General features: G+C 64.9%; 15 protein-coding genes and 1 pseudogene. 1 reads left to right on the forward strand and 15 read right to left on the reverse strand.

Annotated features, from left to right (window positions below; translation table 11 throughout):
* Nucleotides 1-22: 22 nt before the first annotated feature.
* Genes AC1RMG_RS25275 through AC1RMG_RS25300 form a run of 6 tightly spaced genes read right to left on the reverse strand, consistent with a single transcriptional unit; the run spans nucleotide 23 to nucleotide 4,256 of the window.
* A complete protein-coding gene (locus AC1RMG_RS25275; RefSeq protein ID WP_493170505.1) occupies nucleotides 23-1,696 on the reverse strand; it encodes an ApeI family dehydratase in 1,674 nt (557 codons plus the stop codon).
* A complete protein-coding gene (locus AC1RMG_RS25280) occupies nucleotides 1,693-2,238 on the reverse strand; it encodes a COG4648 family protein (protein WP_011058849.1) in 546 nt (181 codons plus the stop codon). The genes AC1RMG_RS25275 and AC1RMG_RS25280 overlap by 4 nt, the downstream gene beginning before the upstream one ends.
* Nucleotides 2,235-2,489, reverse strand: a complete 255-nt coding sequence (locus AC1RMG_RS25285; protein WP_011058850.1) for an acyl carrier protein — start codon at nucleotides 2,487-2,489, stop codon at nucleotides 2,235-2,237. Before AC1RMG_RS25285 ends, AC1RMG_RS25280 begins: the two co-directional genes overlap by 4 nt.
* 9 nt (nucleotides 2,490-2,498) lie before the next feature.
* Nucleotides 2,499-2,771, reverse strand: coding sequence for a phosphopantetheine-binding protein (locus AC1RMG_RS25290; protein WP_011058851.1), 273 nt, complete (start codon nucleotides 2,769-2,771; stop codon nucleotides 2,499-2,501).
* A complete protein-coding gene (locus AC1RMG_RS25295; RefSeq protein ID WP_011058852.1) occupies nucleotides 2,740-3,561 on the reverse strand; it encodes a lysophospholipid acyltransferase family protein in 822 nt (273 codons plus the stop codon). The genes AC1RMG_RS25290 and AC1RMG_RS25295 overlap by 32 nt, the downstream gene beginning before the upstream one ends.
* Nucleotides 3,537-4,256, reverse strand: a complete 720-nt coding sequence (locus AC1RMG_RS25300) for a beta-ketoacyl synthase chain length factor (RefSeq protein ID WP_011058853.1) — start codon at nucleotides 4,254-4,256, stop codon at nucleotides 3,537-3,539. The genes AC1RMG_RS25295 and AC1RMG_RS25300 overlap by 25 nt, the downstream gene beginning before the upstream one ends.
* A 345-nt stretch (nucleotides 4,257-4,601) precedes the next feature.
* Between AC1RMG_RS25300 and AC1RMG_RS25305 the strand changes: the two genes are divergently transcribed.
* The gene (locus tag AC1RMG_RS25305; RefSeq protein WP_011058854.1) at nucleotides 4,602-5,372 is read left to right on the forward strand and encodes a ParA family protein; all 771 of its coding nucleotides are present in this window, start codon (nucleotides 4,602-4,604) and stop codon (nucleotides 5,370-5,372) included.
* A 51-nt stretch (nucleotides 5,373-5,423) separates the two neighbouring features.
* On the opposite strand, the gene trxC is transcribed toward AC1RMG_RS25305, so the two are convergent.
* The 9 genes and pseudogenes from trxC to AC1RMG_RS25350 all read right to left on the reverse strand — a co-directional run.
* Nucleotides 5,424-5,858, reverse strand: coding sequence for a thioredoxin TrxC (trxC, locus tag AC1RMG_RS25310; protein WP_015633888.1), 435 nt, complete (start codon nucleotides 5,856-5,858; stop codon nucleotides 5,424-5,426).
* 99 nt (nucleotides 5,859-5,957) lie between these two features.
* Entirely contained in the window at nucleotides 5,958-6,908 is a 951-nt protein-coding gene (locus AC1RMG_RS25315; protein WP_493170507.1) for a hypothetical protein, read from the reverse strand.
* A 26-nt stretch (nucleotides 6,909-6,934) separates the two neighbouring features.
* Nucleotides 6,935-7,879 carry a hypothetical protein gene (locus AC1RMG_RS25320; RefSeq protein ID WP_493170509.1) on the reverse strand — a complete coding sequence of 315 codons (945 nt, stop codon included), beginning with the start codon at nucleotides 7,877-7,879 and terminating at the stop codon, nucleotides 6,935-6,937.
* A gap of 82 nt (nucleotides 7,880-7,961) precedes the next feature.
* Complete coding sequence (locus tag AC1RMG_RS25325) at nucleotides 7,962-8,402, reverse strand: IgaA/UmoB family intracellular growth attenuator (RefSeq protein WP_072443879.1); 441 nt, start codon at nucleotides 8,400-8,402, stop codon at nucleotides 7,962-7,964.
* A gap of 174 nt (nucleotides 8,403-8,576) precedes the next feature.
* The gene (gene selO, locus AC1RMG_RS25330; protein WP_493170511.1) at nucleotides 8,577-10,040 is read right to left on the reverse strand and encodes a protein adenylyltransferase SelO; all 1,464 of its coding nucleotides are present in this window, start codon (nucleotides 10,038-10,040) and stop codon (nucleotides 8,577-8,579) included.
* 49 nt (nucleotides 10,041-10,089) lie between these two features.
* Entirely contained in the window at nucleotides 10,090-13,443 is a 3,354-nt protein-coding gene (mscK, locus tag AC1RMG_RS25335; protein ID WP_019095204.1) for a mechanosensitive channel MscK, read from the reverse strand.
* Between the two features lie 62 nt (nucleotides 13,444-13,505).
* Entirely contained in the window at nucleotides 13,506-15,248 is a 1,743-nt protein-coding gene (locus AC1RMG_RS25340; protein WP_011058861.1) for a potassium/proton antiporter, read from the reverse strand.
* 176 nt (nucleotides 15,249-15,424) lie between these two features.
* Nucleotides 15,425-16,297, reverse strand: a complete 873-nt coding sequence (locus AC1RMG_RS25345) for a methyl-accepting chemotaxis protein (RefSeq protein WP_370059463.1) — start codon at nucleotides 16,295-16,297, stop codon at nucleotides 15,425-15,427.
* 30 nt (nucleotides 16,298-16,327) lie between these two features.
* Nucleotides 16,328-17,050: pseudogene (locus AC1RMG_RS25350) on the reverse strand (MCP four helix bundle domain-containing protein); the annotation flags it as partial.
* Nucleotides 17,051-17,202 lie beyond the last annotated feature (152 nt).

Here is a 17,202-nt window from a genome sequence, read left to right on the forward strand (position 1 = left end):
CCCGGGCGCGAGGCCGTACAACTTATCCACAGCTGGCCTCCAGGACGATCCGCCCGCTGGAGCAGGGAGCCCCGTCATTGAGGTAGGCGAAATACAGTTTCTGGCGCTGGGCATCGAAACGCAGGTTCAGCTGGATGCGGTCGCCGGGGCGTACCAGTTGCTGGAACTTCAGCACTTCCATGCCGGCGAAGCGGCCCGGCAGCTCCAGCAGTTGCTGGCCCAGGGCCAGGGCCCAGTCCACCTGCACCACCCCCGGCAGCACCGGGGTCTGGGGGAAGTGCCCGCTGAAGTACGCCAGGTCCGGCGGAATGGCCAGTTGCAGCTGCCACTCCTCCTCGTGCTGCCGTTGCTCCAGCACTTCCGGGGCTTGCGGGCGTGGAGCCAGCAGCAGGGCCTGGACTTGCGCCTGGGGCAGCTTGCCCTGGCTGTTCAGCGGCAGTTGCCGCACCAGGCGCCAGCGCCGGGGCCGGGCCAGGGCTTCGCAATGCCCGGCCAGGTGCTGGCGCAGGGCCTGGGTCAGGTGGCGCCGGCCCTGGTTGCGCAGGGCATGCAGGCCGGGCTCGCTGAGCACCAGCAGGGCGCCGAGGTAGGCGCGGTTGTCTTCGATCACCCCGAGCCGCGCTTCCGCCACCCATTCGTGGCTGGCCAGGGCCTGCTCAAGCATGGGCAGGGAAATGCGTTTTTCTTCCAGCTTGACGATGCGATCCAGGCGCCCCAGCAGTTCGAAGCGCCCGTCGGCGGCGATCCGCGCGGCGTCGGCCGTGTGTTCCACATGCCCGGCCGGCAGGTAGGGCGAGGCGATCAACAGCGCGCCGTCGGCATCCTGGCTCAGCCGTACATCGGCGAAGGGCTGCCACAGGCCTGGCCCCTGGCGCCAGGCGATGCCGCCGGTTTCCGAGCTGCCGAGGATTTCCGTCGGCCATTGCTGCAGGCGCTGGTGCAGGCCGCTGGCCGCTTCGGCGGGCAAGGCGCCGCCGGAGGAAAATACCCGCCGTACCTGGCTCAGGGCCGGCCAGTCGAGGTTGTCGCCCATGCGCTTGAGCAGGGCCGGGCTCGCCACCCAGGCAAACGCCGGGCACTCGCGGCTGGCCCGTTGCAGGTCTTCGGGAAATGGCAGCTGGCGGCGTACAAAAGGCCGCCCGGCGCACAGTGGCCAGAGCACGCGGAACAGCAGGCCGTAGATGTGCTGGGTGGCGACGCTGCCGATGATCCAGGCCTGGCCCAGGTCGGCGCCCCACAGGTGTTCCAGGGCGACGACCTCGTTGGCCAGTTGCCGCAGGTTCTTCTCGATGCGCTTGGGTTCGCCGCTGGAGCCGGAGGTGCACAGGCTCAACTGGCAGGTGTCCAGGTCCAGCTCGGCCGGGGCCAGGGGGCTGGCCTGCAACTGGTGCAGGGGCGTGTCCTGGTCGGTCAGCCACAGGTCGACTTCGCTCGACCAGCGCTGGCGGGTCTGGGCTTGCAGGTCGGCGGGCAGCAGCACGCTGGCCCCGGCACGCCAGGCGCCGAGCAGGGCCACCGCCAGTTCCACGGCGTCTTCCAGGTGCACCGCCAGGCGCCGTACGCCACGGGCTTGCAGGGCAGCGGCCAGGCTCAGGGCCTGGTCCTGCACGGCCCCCAGGTCGATGGCCGGCGCGGCGCTGACCGCTCGCGGCGTATGTAGCTTGAGCAACAGCTGCTCAAGGGGAATCCAGTTCATCTACGGCCTCTTACCCGTTGTCGTAACAGCCATTCAATGGCAAACAGCAGGCCCATCAGCCCGTAGGCGATCAGGCCGTTGTACAACGTCCACCAGCTCAGCGGCGCCCACAGGGTCAGGGCCGCGGCGAGCATTCCGTTACAGAGGAAAAACACGCTCCAGGCGACGGTCACCTGGCGCGTATAACGTATGGCCTTTTCCGGCAATTGCGGCTCGCTGATGCGGGCCAGGCGCTCTGCCACCGGGGGGCCGTATTTCAGGCTCAGGCCGAACAGGCCGAGCATGAAGGCGCTGATCAGCACCGGGTACCAGCGCAGCAGCGCCGGGTTGTCGAACCAGGCCAGCAGCAGGCAGAACGCGATCGCCGCAATGGCCATCCACAGGCTGCCGGGGCGGCGTTCGCCGGTCAGCGCCCGGGCCAGCCACAGGCCGCCCAGCAGCAGGCCGAACTGCCACGGAGCGAAATGCTCCATGCCGAAGTACACCGCGAAGGGGTAGAGCAGGCCGGCCAGCAACAAGCCCAGGCCGATCAGCCGGCTCATGCGGCCGGCTGGACCAGACGGTAGACCGCCTCGACCACGTCGTTGACGGTGCGCACCGACTTGAATTCCTCGGCGGCGATTTTCTTGCCGGTCTGGCGCTTGATGTGGTCGATCAGGTCGACCGCATCGATGCTGTCGATTTCCAGGTCTTCATACAGGTTGGACTCGAGGCTGACGCGCTCGGGCTCCAGTTCGAAGAGCTCGACCAGGGCATCGCGCAGGGTGTTGAAGATATCGTCACGGGTTTGCATGGTCGGTTCTCAAGCTGCCTGTTTTGCAGTGACGAACGCCGCAAGGCTCGCCACGTTGCTGAAGTGGTTGCGGGTGTCCTTGGCGTCGGCGTCGATCTTGATGCCGTACTTCTTCTGGATCGCCAGGCCCAGCTCCAGGGCATCCACCGAGTCCAGGCCGAGGCCTTCGCCGAACAGCGTCTGGTCGTTGCCGATGTCCTGGGCACTGATGTCTTCGAGGCCCAGGGCGTCGATGATCAGCAGTTTGATTTCAAGCATCAGGTCCGGGTGTGTATCGCTCATCTCTGGCGAGCTCCTTAATGAAAAAATGGTGCAAGTGCTCATTGAGCTTGCGCGAAGCCTGGGGCGCCGGGCCCTGGGCTGCAAAGGTCTGTGGGTCTATATCGGCACCGACGTGAAAACTGAAGTGCACACGGCGTTGCGGGATGCGGTACCAGGGTTCGGCCTTGGTCAGGGTGCTGGGGCTGACCCGGATCACCACCGGGGTGATGATCTTCGCACCGCGCAGGGCAATGGCCGCCGCTCCCCGATGAAAGGCCGGAGCGGCACCCGGCTGAGTGCGGGTGCCCTCGGGAAAGACGATCAGGGTCTGGCCTGCTTGCAGCGCCCCGCAGGCACTGTCGAGCATGTCCATGCTGCCGTCGTTGCTGATGTACTGGGTGGCGCGCACCGGGCCGCGGGTGAAGGGGTTGTTCCACAGGCTCTGCTTCACCACGCAGTTGGCGTCGCGGACCAGGCCGATGAGGAACACCACGTCGATCAGCGAGGGGTGGTTGGCGATGATCATCTGCCCCGGTCGCCCGAGCCGCTCGGCGCCCTGGACCTCATAGGTGAGCACGCCGCTCCTGGCCATGAAGCGGATAAACAGCCAGAACAGCCGGCTGACGGTCTTGCGCGCCCGCTGGCGCTGGCGCTGGGCGTCGCCGGGCAGGCAGGCGAGCAGGGGGAAAATCACCAGGCGCAGGCACAAACCACCTATTCCGAACAGTGCAAAGCTCAGCGCCGTGGCCGTCAGGCGCCAGTAGTAGGCATTGCGGCCCTTGGCGCTCAGTGGTTGCGTTGCCAGGTCCATACACGATTCATCCAGGCATGTTGGCAAAAGGTCTGCGCGCCCAGCAGGGTACGCAGCAGATTCAGGGCGTGGGGCCATTGGGCCCTGGGCGTTTGACCGTCATGGCTGCCCAGGGACAACTGCCAGTCGTCGCCGGGGGTCAGCAGCAGGCCCAGGGCATAGGGGAACGGCACGTCGTCGATCCAGCTGGCATAGGCCTCGGGCGGTTGTTCCTCGGTGATCACCAGCAGTACATGGGGGGCGCCGTCGGCCAGCAGCGTGGCCGCCTCCAGCAGGCCATGCTCAAGGCCATCGCCGGCAGCGGCCAGGGCCGTCATTTCGCTGGTTTCGCCGCGCATGATCGACCACAGGCCGATCACTGCGTTGTGTACCGAGAGGCTGAACTGGGTGGGCGACAACGGCTGCTCGGCGGCCAGGTCGCTGAGAATCTCGAAGGTGCGCGGGGTTTCGCCATGCCGGGAGATGAACACCAGCGGCAGTTGTTCCAGGCCCTCGGCCAGGGGCCAGCCGACGCTGAACGCCATGCGCGCCAGGCGGCTGAGACGGCGCCGCTGCATGGCGGGGAGAAAGGATACATCGGGGGCGGCATCGCTGTTTTCAGGCAGGGCCGGTTGACGGCTCCAGGCCTGCCAGGCGTCCACGCTTTCGAGCCCAGGGGCCCACGCACGCCATTGAGCGATGTTGAACTTGATCACTTGATTTCATCCCGCCCCTGCGGGCTTCCTTGACGCGGCATATCGCTTCGATCGGCGATTGGCCTGAGTGACGCGAAGGCGTCAGTGGCGCGCATTATCCCGGTGCGACTGGCTTGTAGCAAATGCTCCTTGGCCTGTTGGTCGCAAAAGAGAAAAATCCGACGCGATGCGAGGTGTCTTTTTGCCACTATCTGAAGTCTTTCAGTCCCAGGTCGGCCTCGGGGCCGACATTGCCCGGTGTTTGTGCCAGGGCTGCGGGCAAGGAAAATCTGTGTGACAGCAAGGTAGCTAAGGGGCCGCGTGGCCTACTACACTCGGTGATCTTTGATACAGGGAGGTCTAGACATGCGGCGTGTGGTGTTCAATCAGAAAGGTGGCGTGGGCAAATCCAGTATTGCCTGCAATCTGGCGGCGGTCAGCGCCAGCGAGGGCTATCGCACCTTGCTGGTGGACCTGGATGCCCAGGCCAACTCGACCCAGTACCTCACCGGCCTGACCGGCGAGGACATTCCCATGGGCATTGCCGATTTTTTCAAGCAAACCCTGTCGTCCGGACCGTTCGCCAAGAAAAACCAGGTGGATATCTACGAGACCCCCTTCGACAACCTGCACGTGATCACGGCCACCGCCGAGCTGGCGGACCTGCAGCCCAAGCTTGAGGCCAAGCACAAGATCAACAAGCTGCGCAAATTGCTGGACGAACTGGCCGAGGATTACGACCGGATCTACCTCGATACCCCGCCGGCCCTGAATTTCTACGCGGTATCGGCGCTGATCGCCGCTGATCGTGTGCTGATCCCCTTCGACTGCGACAGTTTTTCCCGTCAGGCCCTGTACGGCCTGCTGGCGGAGATCGAAGAGCTGAAGGAAGACCACAACGAGGGGCTGGAGGTCGAGGGCATCGTGGTCAATCAGTTCCAGGCCCGGGCCAGCCTGCCGCAGCAGATGCTCGACGAACTGATCAGCGAGGGCCTGCCAGTGCTGCCGGTGTACCTGGGCAGCTCGGTGCGCATGCGTGAATCCCACCAGGCCAGCATGCCGCTGATCCACCTGGACCCACGACACAAGCTGACCCAGCAATTCGTCGACCTGCACAACCTGCTGGAAAACGCCTGACCCTCAAGAGGCCATGAGCGCAGGGTTTGGCCTGCGGCTCTTGGCGCTGCGTCAAATCCCCTGGCTGCGCAGCCAGCTCAACAATTGCGGCAGTGGCAAGGCGCCGCTTTGCCGGGCTACTTCCCGACCGTTCTTGAACAGAATCAGGCTGGGGATCGAGCGAATCCCCAATTGCCCCGCCAGCTGCGGGTTGGCTTCACTGTCCAGCTTGGCCAGGCGGCACTTGCCGCTGAGCTGCGCGGCGGCTTGCTGGAAGACCGGCGCAAAGGATTTGCACGGCCCGCACCAGTCTGCCCACACATCCACCAGCAACGGCAGGTCGCCCTTGATCTGGCTGGCGTAGTCGCCCTGTTTCAAGTCAAAGGGTTTGCTCAGCAAGACCTCGGCCTTGCAGCGCCCGCACTTGGGGTGGTCCCCCAGGCGCTCGGCGGGAATGCGGTTGAGGCCGTTGCAGTGCGGGCAGGGGATCAGCAGTGGGTCGGACATGGTCGGGCTCCGCAAACAGGGTAGAGCGCCTTAGATGGCGGCGCCCGGGGGCAATATCAAGTCGCAGCGGTCGGCCTGGAGCCGTTGCGGCTCCAGGGCTCATGCGCTGGGCGGGGCCAGTTCGACGCTGACCAGGCGGTCCATGGAGCGGCCGATGTAGAAGGTAAAGGGCCGCCCCAGCGCCATGGCCATGCCCTCGCACCTGCCCATGAAGCCGATGTGTTGCAACGGGGAAATCTCCCCGTCCTCGTGGTACTGCAGGCCCAGGGAGCCGACGCTGAAACCGACGCGGTCGGCCCGGCGGTCCGCTCGCGTGCCCCAGGAGGTCTTGATCGCGGACAGCTGGATGCGGTTGTCGAACAGCATCTGGTTGAGCGTGGGGCTGGCGAAAGTGATGTTGCCGAACAAGTATTGCGCCGGTTCGCGCTTGCCGTCTTTCCACTCCAGATACAGGTTGTAATCCCCTGTGCCGCTACCGGCCTTGCTGCCCATCTGGCTGAACGGCATGCCCGGCGCCTGGAGGGTGGCCTGGTATTGGCAGAACGCCTCGTTGGGCGTGCCGGTGGCCGCGAGCTTGCCGCTGATCAACTCCTCCATCGAGTAATGAAACAGCACGTCGGCGTATTTCACCGGCTCCAGCGCCAGGGAGAAGCGTCGCGGCAAGGCCATGGCCCTTTTGCGGTACTCGGGGGTGGTGTATCTCCCGGTTTGCGGGGCGATCTCCAGAACGGCTTCGAAGGTGGCGGCTGCGCGTGCCTCGACAATCTCGCTGAACAGCGCTTGCAGGCGCAGGCGCTGGGGTTCGGGCACGCTGCTGTCCAGGCTGATATGCAGGGTCTTGTCGTCCTTGCGGTCCATTTCCAGGCCGATGGCGTCGGGTTCGATGCCGATCCCGGCGGCCATCTGAGTGATGGCCTCTGCGAAGTACGGCACTATCCGGGCCTGCTGGGGGTTGCCCACTTCTTCCTGGAAATGCAGGGTGAGGTAGGTCTGCTTGCAGCCGGTCAGCAGCATCAGCAACAGGCCGGCAGTGGAGAGGCGTCGGTTCAATGGAAATCCTGGTCGCATAGTGGCTGTTAGCGGTAGTCGACGCTGGTCAGGCGATCCAGGGTCCGGCCCATGTGAAAGGTGAACGGCCGGCCCAGGGTCTGCATCTTCTGCTCGCACAGCGCTTGCAGCTCGTCCTTGCGGGTGTCGAAGGCCAGGGCCGAGGTCAGGGTCTGGATGCCGATGGAGCCGATGACGATGGCGAATTCGTCAAGGGGCACCGGGGCGGGCCGGGTGATCTTCGAGCTGGATGGCCAGGCCTGGACGGTTTTGTGCTGCAGGAGCCGGTTCAGGTCCGGGTCATCGAAATGCACCTTGAGTGGCACCTTGGCAATGCTGCCGCCGCGGGTCAGCAAGGAGATCAGGCCGCGCTCGCTGTTGTCCTGTTCAAGGGCTTCGTAGGCGATCAGTTTCAAGGGCCTGGGCATGGCCAGGCGCGCGGTGATCTTGCAACTGACCGGGCCTTCGATTTCGCTCGCGTTGACGATGGCCTGCATGCTGTCTTCGTAGCTGCGGTCCAGCAGCATGCCGAACTCCGGCTCGAACGCCAGGGGGGCGTCGATGTTGTCCGGCAGGTCGCTGGTGCCGGAAGGGGTGACCTTGGCATGGGCGTTGTCCAGCTCCAGGCGCAGGTTCATCGAGCTGGCATTTCGCGCGCTGACGACCTGTTCGAGGATGGCCTTGAGGCTGCCCCGTTGTTCCGGGCTCAGGGAGTAGTCCACCAGGCGCAGGTGAATGACCTTGTCGTCCTCCTGGTCCCGCTCCAGGGCGATGGCGTCCGGGTCCAGGCCCTGGGCGCCGAGCGCGGTGTAAATGTTGTGTTTGTACGCCTCGTGCACCAACTGGTCGGAGTATTGCGGGCCGGCCTTGGGGTCGGAGCGCACCGACTCCTGGAAGTGCAGGGTGGCGAAGTCTTCCTTGCACCCGGCCAGCGACAGCAGCAGGGGCAACAGCAGCAGGTAGCGACGTTTCATGGCGGACTCTTGCAGGGCAGCGATGGTGGCAGGGCTCGGGGCATGGGCGAGCGGTGAAGGTGGCAGCCAGGCCGCCAGTGCGTCATTGGGCCAGGCGATGCCCGTTGAGGCCGATGACCACGGCGAACTTCTTGGCGATCACCACTTCGGCCTGGTTGTTGTCGGCCAGGAAGCTTTCCATCGGGAAGGGAAATTCCACGGGAATACCGGCGATCGACATATGTTTCACCGACTGGACCTGCAGTTCCAGCCCGTCGCTCGCGGTGCCGCCGCTAATCAGATAGACGCTGTCGCTGATTGGCTTGTAGGACATGCCGCCGCTGCCCTGGATGCGTTGCAGGCTGGCGGTCTGTTTGGCCAGCTCGTCCAGTTCGGCCTGGGTAATGCTGCGGTGCGCCTTACCGTGCAGGTGCAGGTCCTGCAGGTTCATGCGGTACTTGGCGCGGCGGCTCAGGTAGATGACGACCGACACCAGGCTGAAGACGACCAGGGCGAGGGTGGCCAGGGTGAAGAACAGGTTCATGTGCATCCTTGCAGGTACTGGAAATCAGGGCGCGCATTATCCCTGCCCGTCAGTGGCGGGTCCATGCGCAATCCCAGGTTGAGCCAGTGCTGGACGGCAAGCGCCTGCTCAACCTGCGGCAGGTCCGCAGGTTGGCCTAGGGCTTGAAGGTATCGATGGACAGCTTCGCCCGACTCAGGACGAACAGCTGATTTCCAGGTGCTTGCCCCACTCCGGCGGGCGTTCGGCGTAGCTGTCCATGCCGGGCTGTTCCTCGAAAGGCCGGCTCAGCACCTGATGCAGGCGGCGCACTTCGCTGTAGTCCCCGGCTTCTGCGGCGTCGATGGCTTTCTGCGCCAAATAGTTGCGCAGGATGTACAGCGGGTTGACCGCGTGCATGCGCTCGCGGCGCAGGTCCTGGCCCTGGATCGGATCGCGGGCGACCCGTTCCCGGTACAGCTCGGCCCAGGCGTCGAAGCCGTTGCGGTCGACGAAGTCGTCCCGCAGCCGTGCCAGCGCCTGCTCCGGGGCGTGCTCCCCCAGCCGGCGGAAGAACAGGCTGTAGTCGACGCCGCTGTTCTGCATCAGTTGCAGCAGGCGTTCCACCAGCTTCTGGTCGTCGTCCTCGGCCTGGGTGAAGCCCAGGCGCCGGCGCATCAGGTCCAGGTAGTGGGCCTGGTACAGCGGCAGGAACAGGCCCAGGCTTTCGCGCAGCGCCTCGACACTGATGAACGGGGTCAGGGCCTGGGCCAGGGCGCTGAGGTTCCACTGGCCGATGGGTACCTGGTTGCTGAAGGAGTAGCGCCCCTGATCGTCCGAGTGGTTGCAGATGAAGTGGGCGTCGAAATCGTCGAGGAAGGCGAAGGGGCCGAAGTCGAAGGTGATGCCCAGGATCGACATGTTGTCGGTGTTCATCACCCCGTGGCAGAAGCCATAGGCCTGCCATTTGGCAATCAGCTCGGCATTGCGCTCGACGATCTCGCGGAACATCGCCAGGTAGGGTTCAGGCTGCTCTTGGCACTCGGGGAAATGCAGGGCCAGCACATGCTCCCCCAACTGCTTCTGCTGCTCGGGTTTCTTGGTGTAGTAGAAATACTCGAAATGGCCGAAGCGGATATGGCTCGGTGCCAGGCGCAGAACCATGGCCCCGCGCTCCTGCTTCTCGCGCCATACCGGAGTGTCCGAGCCGATCACGCACAGTGCGCGGCTGCTGGGAATGCCCAGGGCATGCAGGGCCTCGGAGGCAAGGAATTCGCGGATCGACGAGCGCAGCACCGCGCGGCCATCGCCCATGCGCGAATAGGGCGTCTGGCCGGCGCCCTTCAGGTGCAGGTCCCAGTGTTCTCCCGCCTGGTTGTAGACCTCGCCCAGCAGCAGCCCGCGGCCGTCCCCCAATTGCGGGTTGTAGGAGCCGAACTGATGCCCGGAATAGACCATCGCCCGGGGCTCGGCCTCGGCCCACAGCTTGTGCCCGCCGAACAGTTCGGCGAACACCGGGGTTTCGGCCACGGCCGGGTCCAGGTCCAGCAGCGCCATGGCGCCAGGGCTGGCGGCCACCAGCCGCGGGTTGTCGAGGGGTTCGGGCAGTACGTGGGTCGAGAAGGCGTCGCCCAGGCGGGCGAAGCGGTTGTCGAAGGTCAGTTCGTCGAGGGCTTTCAACGGCCATCTCCCAGCAGAATGTCCGAGTATTCTGCTGGGGAAAGAGGCCTTAGTCGAGTTTGCTGGCCGGCGGTTCCTGCAGCGGCTTGCCCTCGGCCACCGGGACTATGGTCTTGGCCTCGGGTTCGATGGGCACCATCTTGTATTCCTGGCCGTGGAGGTTCTTCAGGTAGACCTCCATCTGCCGGAACGAGATGTTGATGTGCTGTTTCTTGAACTCGCGGTTGATGAAGCGGTTGACTTCGTCGACCACCGGGTTGCGGTCCCCCAGCTCGCGCACGTGCATGCGCAGCTCATGGTCCAGGGTGCTTTCACCGAAGTTCAGGAAGTACACATGGGGTTCCGGCTCCTTGAGGACCCGCGGGTTCTCCCGGGCGGCCTTGAGCAGCAGTTCCTTGACCAGGTCCAGGTCCGAACCGTAGTCCACGCCGAGCTTGAGGGTCACCCGGGTGATGGTGTCGGTCAGCGACCAGTTGATCAACTGCCCGGTGATGAAGGTCTGGTTGGGGACGATGATGTCCTTGCGGTCGAAGTCGGTGATGGTGGTGGCGCGGATGCGGATCTTGCTCACGGTGCCCGACAGGTTGCCGATGGTGATGGTGTCGCCGATCCGTACCGGGCGCTCGAACAGGATGATGATGCCGGAGATGAAGTTGGCGAAGATCGCCTGCATGCCGAAGCCCAGGCCCACGGACAAGGCGGCCACCAGCCATTGCAGCTTGTCCCAGCTGACCCCCAGGGTCGACAGGGTGGCGACGAAACCTATCCCGGCGATGGCGTAGGACAGCAGGGTGGTGGTGGCATAGGCGCTGCCCTGGGCCAGGTCCAGCTTGGACAGCACCAGTACCTCCAGCAGGCCAGGCAGGTTGCGCGCCAGGGCGAAGGTGATGCCGACGATGATCAGCGCGCCGATGACGTCGCCGATGCTGATGGGCACCATGCTCATGTTGGCGCCGGTGCCGCTGGTGTATTCGTAGAGGGTGACGTTGTCCAGGTAGGAGAACACCGTGATCAGGTCCGCCCATACCCAGTACAGCGCCGCCATGAAGCCGCCCAGCAGGGCCAGGCGGATCAGGCGCAGGGATTGCTCGTTGACCTTCTCGATATCCAGGGTCGGCTCTTCCACCACCGCCTCGCCGCTTTCCCCGGCTTCCTTGGCGGCCTGGCGCTTGCTCAGCGCGCGCTGGTAGGCCAGGCGCCGGGCCGCCACGCTCAGGCCGCGGACGAAGGTGGCCTCGATCACCAGCCAGAACATCAGCAGGTACAGGGTGTTGATCAGCCGGTCGCTGAGTTTCAGGGCGGTGTAGTAGTAGCCGAAGCACACGGCGATGAACAGGGCGATCGGCAGCAGGGTGAAGAGCACGCCCACGGCCTTGCGGAACAGCGAGGTGTTCTGGTGGGTCGGGCTGCTCAGCAGCAGGCGGCTCAGCAGCCAGGCCATCAGTGCATAGCAGGTCAGCACCACGGCGATACCCAGCACGTCCTCGGCCAGGGCCGCGGGCTGGTGCTCGGCCACCGCCACCACGGCCACCAGTGCCAGGACCACCAGCCCCAGGCGGCGGACCCAGCCCTGGAGGAATTCCACCTGGGGTTTTTCCCAGCGGAAATGCAGTTCCGCCACGCCGCCGGGGGCGAGGATCCGATAGGCGGTATAGAACACCAGCCAGGCCTGGGCGATCTGCAGCAGCGCGGCGCCGAGGTTGGCGTTCTGCCCACGGGCGTCGATCTGCAGGGCGTAGCCGCACAGGGCCAGGACCAGGGTCACCGGCATCGCCAGGAGGATGTTCACCAGGATCGCCAGTGGTGTGTGCCACTGGCTGTCGCGTTTGAAATGGCCGATGTCCCTGTGCACCTTGTTCAGGCGCGCATACAGGGCCTTGCGCCGCCACAGCAGGGCGCCGAACAGCAGCGCCAGGGGCAGGAACAGCAGTGGCCGCTGGGCCAGGCCGTCGGTCAGTTCGCTGAGGCTGGAGGCCCAGGGCAGGGTAGTGACCTGGCGCTCCAGGCGCACGGGGACGCTTTGCAGCCACTCGGCGTCCAGCGGCTTGTTGCTGGGGATCCAGAACATCTGCTCGTCGAGGGTCGCTCGCAGGCTCTGGGAGGTGCTGAGCAGCTGCTTCTGGTTCAACTGCAGGGTGATGGATTCATTGAGCAGCGCGCTCAGCTCGCGGTTCAGGCGTTCCAGCAGGTCGGCGCGGGTGATGGCGAGATCGATCAGGGTCCGGCGCAGTTGTGGCGTGACCTGTTCCGGGGGTTGGTTCTTGAGCAGGTTGTCGACGTAGGTGCTGGGGCTGCCCAGCAGCTCGCGCTGTTGATTGACTTCGAACTGATAGAGGCGGATGTCGGCGATTTCGTCCGCCAGGTCGCGGTCCAGTTTCAGGCGCGGCAGGGCCTGCTTCTGTTTATAGAGGATCTTCGACAGCAGCAGGCTGCCCTTGAGCACGTTGATCTGCTCGTCCAGGGCCGCATCGCTCTGGGTCACGCTGTCCAGCTGCTGCTTGGTCAGCAGGTTCTGCTGGGTCAGTTCGTTGAGGCGGTCGGTGCTTTTGAGCAGGTAGTCGGAGAGCCTGAGGTTGCTGGCGCTCTCGGTGGCCAGCAGGCTGCTGCTCCCGGCCTTCTGCGCCTCGATGGACTGCTGGGTCACGGTTTCCTGGGACTGGGCCAGGCGCTTCTGGTTGATCAGGGTCTGCAGGTCCTGGATTTCCTGCTCCAGGCGCGCGGTCTTTTCCATCAGCAGGTCATGCTGGCTACTGCCCAGATCCTGCAATTGGCTGTTGCCGGCCAGTTCCTGGCGGCGCAGGGGGATCAGCGCGTTGATCGCTGCCAGCTCGGCGTTGAGCAGGTTGCGCTGGTCGGCGCTGAGCAGCTTGCCGCCGTCCTTGCCGGATTTGAGTGCGGCGTTGATCTGCAGGATGCGCGTCTGGCTGCTGCTGATCTCCGCCTGGGCGCGCTCGGGGCGGGTCTGGGCGGTGATGTCCAGGGTATTGGCGTCGGCCAGGGCCTTTTGCAGGTCGCCCTGCAGGCTGGTGCGCTCGGTCAGCAGCTGTTCGAGCTGCGATACCGGCAACGAGCCGTAGCGCTGGATCACCGGGACCACTTTGCTGGCTTTCAGGCGGGCCAGTTCGCGCTGGTTTTCCGATGTCTGGCGCGGGGCATTGCTCAATTGCTGCTTGAGATCGCTCAGGCGCTGCTCATAGTTCTGCTTGTTGGCCAGCTGATTCAGGGTGTTCTGCAGCAGGGTCTGCAGGGCCTTCTGGTCGGCCTCCGGCAGTTTGCGCTCGGCGATCTTGTCCAGGCTCTGCTGGACCGCCTCGGCGCTGGGCGGGTCACCGCCCTGTACCGCGCCGACAGAGAGGCTCAGGCCCAGCAGGGCAACAGCGAAAAATTTACGCAGGATAGGCATAGAGGTCGGTCAAGCAAGTAGGAATAGGGGGCGCCATGCCGGGAGCTGACGCGTTCCGCAGTTTAGAGGAAGAGTCCGGGGCCGGGGCGACTTCCTTCGGGGAATCTGACGCCGACCTTGCCGATCTTGTTCCCGTCCATCACGGCCACGGTCCAGATGGTGTTGTTCCATTCCACCTGGTCGCCGACCACCGGTGCACCACCGACCTTCTGGGCGATGAAGGCGCCCAGCGGCATGTCTGCGTCCTGGCCGTCGAGCTTGAGCCCGTAGAGCGCCGAGACCGCGCCCAGCTGGGCATCGCCCTCGAGCACGAAGTCACCGAAGAAGCGCAGGTCCAGGCCGCGTTCCGGAGCCTGGCTGAAGAGTTTGCCCAAGGCCGGGAGGTTGTGTTCATGGCCGATCACGCACAGCAGATCGTCGGCTTCGAGCACCGTACTACCCGACGGATGGAGCAGTTGCTGGCCACGAAACAGTGCGGCGATGCGCGTGCCCTCGGGCATTTTCAGCTCCCGCAGGGCGGCGCCGATGCACCATTTCTCCGCCCCCAGGCGGTAGACGAACAGCTCCCACTCGCTGGTGACGTGGACCTCCAGGGCCGCCCGGGAGATCGGTGCCGGCTCCGGTGGAACCGTCACCTTCAGCCACTTGGCCACCCACGGCAGGCTGGTGCCCTGCACCAGCAGCGAGATCAGGACGATGAAGAACGCCAGGTTGAAGTACAGCTGGGCATTGGGCAGCCCGGCCATCAGCGGGAACACCGCGAGAATGATCGGTACCGCACCGCGCAGCCCGACCCAGGAAATGAAGGCCTTTTCCCGGCCATGGAAGGCCTTGAACGGCGCCAGGCCCACCAGCACCGACAGCGGTCGGGCGAACAGGATCATCCACAGCGCCAGGCCCAGGGCCGGCAGGGCGATGGGCAGCAGGTCGTGGGGGGTGACCAGCAGCCCCAGCACCAGGAACATGCCGATCTGTGCCAGCCAGGCCATGCCGTCGAGCATGTGCAGGATGCCGTGGCGGCTGCGTACCGGGCGGTTGCCGATCACCAGGCCGCACAGGTACACGGCGAGGAAGCCGCTGCCGTGCAGGGCGTTGGTCAGGGCGAACACCACCAGGCCGCCGGCCACCACCAGGATCGGGTACAGACCGGTGGCCAGGTGGATGCGGTTGACCAGTTGCAACATCAGCCAGCCACCGCCCAGGCCGATCACCGCGCCGATGCCGAACTCGCGGATCAGGTCCGTCAGCAGGCTCCAGTGCAGGCCGGTGTGGCCGCTGGCGAGCATGTCGATCAGGGTCACGGTGAGGAACACCGCCATCGGGTCGTTGCTGCCGGATTCGATCTCCAGGCTGGCGGTGACCCGCTCGTTGAGGCCCTTGCCCCCCAGCAGCGAGAACACCGCGGCGGCGTCGGTGGAGCCGACGATGGCGCCGATCAGCAGGCCCTGGATCAGGTTGAGGTCGAACAGCCAGGCGGCTGCCATGCCGGTCAGGCCAGTGGTGATCAGCACCCCCACCGTGGCCAGGGACAGCGCCGGCCACAGGGCCACGCGGAAGCTCGCGACCCGGGTACGCAGGCCGCCGTCCAGCAGGATCACGGCCAGGGCCAGGTTGCCCACCAGGTAGGCGGTCGGGTAGTTGTCGAAGATGATGCCGCCGCCGTCCACCCCGGCGGTCATGCCCACGGCCAGGATGATCACCAGGATCGGGATGCCCAGGCGCGATGAAAGTGAACTCACCAGAATGCTCGCACCTACCAGCAACGCGCCGATCAAGAACAGGCTGTTGATGGTCGTCGCATTCAAAGGCAGTACTCCAGGGCGAAAAAGGCGGGCGCAGGCTGACCATGCAGTCTGCGTGCCAGCGATTCTAACCTGTTGAAATACGCCACTGTCAAAAAGCTTTTGGCGACAGTGGCGGATTCCCCAGGTGCGAATTCCGGCGCCGTTTTACCGGCGCCATCCAGGGCTGGCGGGGTGTTTCAGAGGCGGAAGCGGGCAACCATGCCGTTGAGGTCCACGGCCAGGCGCGACAGCTCGTTGCTGGCTGCACTGGTCTGGTTGGCACCGGTGGAGGACTGCACCGACAAGTCGCGGATGTTCACCAGGTTGCGGTCCACTTCCCGGGCCACCTGGGCCTGTTCTTCAGCGGCGCTGGCGATCACCAGGTTGCGTTCGTTGATCTCGATGATGGCGCTGTTGATGGTGTCCAGGGACAGGCCGGCACCCCGGGCGATATTCAGGGTCGATTCGGCGCGTTCGGTGCTGTTGCGCATGGAATCCACGGCGTGCTCGGTGCCGCTCTGGATGCTGCCGATCATGCGTTCGATTTCGCTGGTGGACTGCTGGGTGCGGTGGGCCAGGGCGCGGACTTCGTCGGCGACCACGGCAAAACCGCGACCGGCCTCACCGGCACGGGCGGCCTCGATGGCGGCATTGAGGGCCAGCAGGTTGGTCTGGTCGGCCAGGCCGCGAATCACGTCCAGTACCTTGCCGATGTCCCGGGACTCGTTGGCCAGGTCGCCGATCAGGCTGGCGGTGCCCTGCACGTCGGAACTCATGCGCTCGATGGCCGACACGGTTTCCTGCACCAGGTCGCGGCCGTCGCCGGCGGAGGCGGTGGCATTCTTCGAGGCTTCGGAGGTGCTCACCGCGTTGCGCGCCACTTCTTCCACGGCGCTGGTCATTTCATTGACCGCGGTGGCGGCCTGTTCGATCTCGTTGTTCTGCTGGGTCAGGCCGCGGGCGCTTTCCTCGGTGACGCTGTTGAGCTCTTCAGCCGCCGAAGCCAACTGGGTGGCGGAACCGGAGATGCGCTGCAGGGTGTCGCGCAGTTTTTCCTGCATCTTGGCCATGGCCTGCAACAGGCGCCCGGCCTCGTCACTACCATCGACCTTGATCGGCCGGGTCAGGTTGCCCTCGGCGATTTCCTCGGCGGCGCCCAGGGCGTTGGCGATGGGCTGGGTGATGCTGCGGGTCAGCAGCCAGGCGAAGAGGAAGGTCAGGCCAGTAGCCAGCACCAGCAGCGCCACCACCAGGTTGAAGGCCGAGGAGTACTGCTCGGCGGCTTGCTGGTTGGTGTCCACGGTCTGCTGGGTGTTGATCTCCAGCAAGCGGTTGAGCACGGTGTTCATGGCTTCGGAGTTGTTCAGCAGTTCGGTGTTGAGCAAGTTGCGCAGCTCATCCACCTGATTGTTGCGCGACAGGCTCTTCATCCGCTCTTCGATCTGCCGGTACTGGCCCAGCAGTTGGAGGTACTGCTCGTAGGCGGATTTTTCTTCCGGGCTGGTGATGAATTTTTCGTAGATGACCTGGGCGGCGCGGATCTGCTGGTTGCGCATTTCCAGCAGTTCGATGGTCTTTTGCTGCACGTCCGGCTCACGGTTCACCAGCAAGCGGTAGGACAGCACCCGCAGGCGCAGGGTCAACTGGGTGAATTCGTCGAGGCTCTTGATGCTTGGCACGCTGCTCGACGTGATGTCTTCGGCGGCGCCGCGGATCTTGCTCATCTGGTTCAGGGCGAACACCCCGAGGATCAGCATCAAGCCGCCGATCATGGCGAAGCCGAGGAAGGCCCGCGGAGCGATATTCATATTACGAAGGGACATGGTAGGTACCAAAAAGGGCGCATCCGTGCGGGGCTTGAGACTGACTCTACCGTGACTTATCGGTCGTACGACTAAAGTCTTGAGTCTCGCCGTGGATTAAGCCTGTCCGGTACCTGCCTGCTGGAGTGCCTTGAACGCCACCCTCACCAGCC

It is taken from the genome of Pseudomonas sp. GW822-FHT04H02 (assembly GCF_058800645.1).

Bases quoted from the DNA above. Each gene is read 5' to 3' on its own strand.
- AC1RMG_RS25275 (WP_493170505.1), bottom strand. From the start codon at position 1,696: ATGAACTGGATTCCCCTTGAGCAGCTGTTGCTCAAGCTACATACGCCG.
- AC1RMG_RS25280 (WP_011058849.1), bottom strand. From the start codon at position 2,238: ATGAGCCGGCTGATCGGCCTGGGCTTGTTGCTGGCCGGCCTGCTCTAC.
- AC1RMG_RS25285 (WP_011058850.1), bottom strand. From the start codon at position 2,489: ATGCAAACCCGTGACGATATCTTCAACACCCTGCGCGATGCCCTGGTC.
- AC1RMG_RS25290 (WP_011058851.1), bottom strand. From the start codon at position 2,771: ATGAGCGATACACACCCGGACCTGATGCTTGAAATCAAACTGCTGATC.
- AC1RMG_RS25295 (WP_011058852.1), bottom strand. From the start codon at position 3,561: ATGGACCTGGCAACGCAACCACTGAGCGCCAAGGGCCGCAATGCCTAC.
- AC1RMG_RS25305 (WP_011058854.1), top strand. From the start codon at position 4,602: ATGCGGCGTGTGGTGTTCAATCAGAAAGGTGGCGTGGGCAAATCCAGT.
- trxC (WP_015633888.1), bottom strand. From the start codon at position 5,858: ATGTCCGACCCACTGCTGATCCCCTGCCCGCACTGCAACGGCCTCAAC.
- AC1RMG_RS25320 (WP_493170509.1), bottom strand. From the start codon at position 7,879: ATGAAACGTCGCTACCTGCTGCTGTTGCCCCTGCTGCTGTCGCTGGCC.
- AC1RMG_RS25325 (WP_072443879.1), bottom strand. From the start codon at position 8,402: ATGAACCTGTTCTTCACCCTGGCCACCCTCGCCCTGGTCGTCTTCAGC.
- mscK (WP_019095204.1), bottom strand. From the start codon at position 13,443: ATGCCTATCCTGCGTAAATTTTTCGCTGTTGCCCTGCTGGGCCTGAGC.
- AC1RMG_RS25345 (WP_370059463.1), bottom strand. From the start codon at position 16,297: ATGGCCAAGATGCAGGAAAAACTGCGCGACACCCTGCAGCGCATCTCC.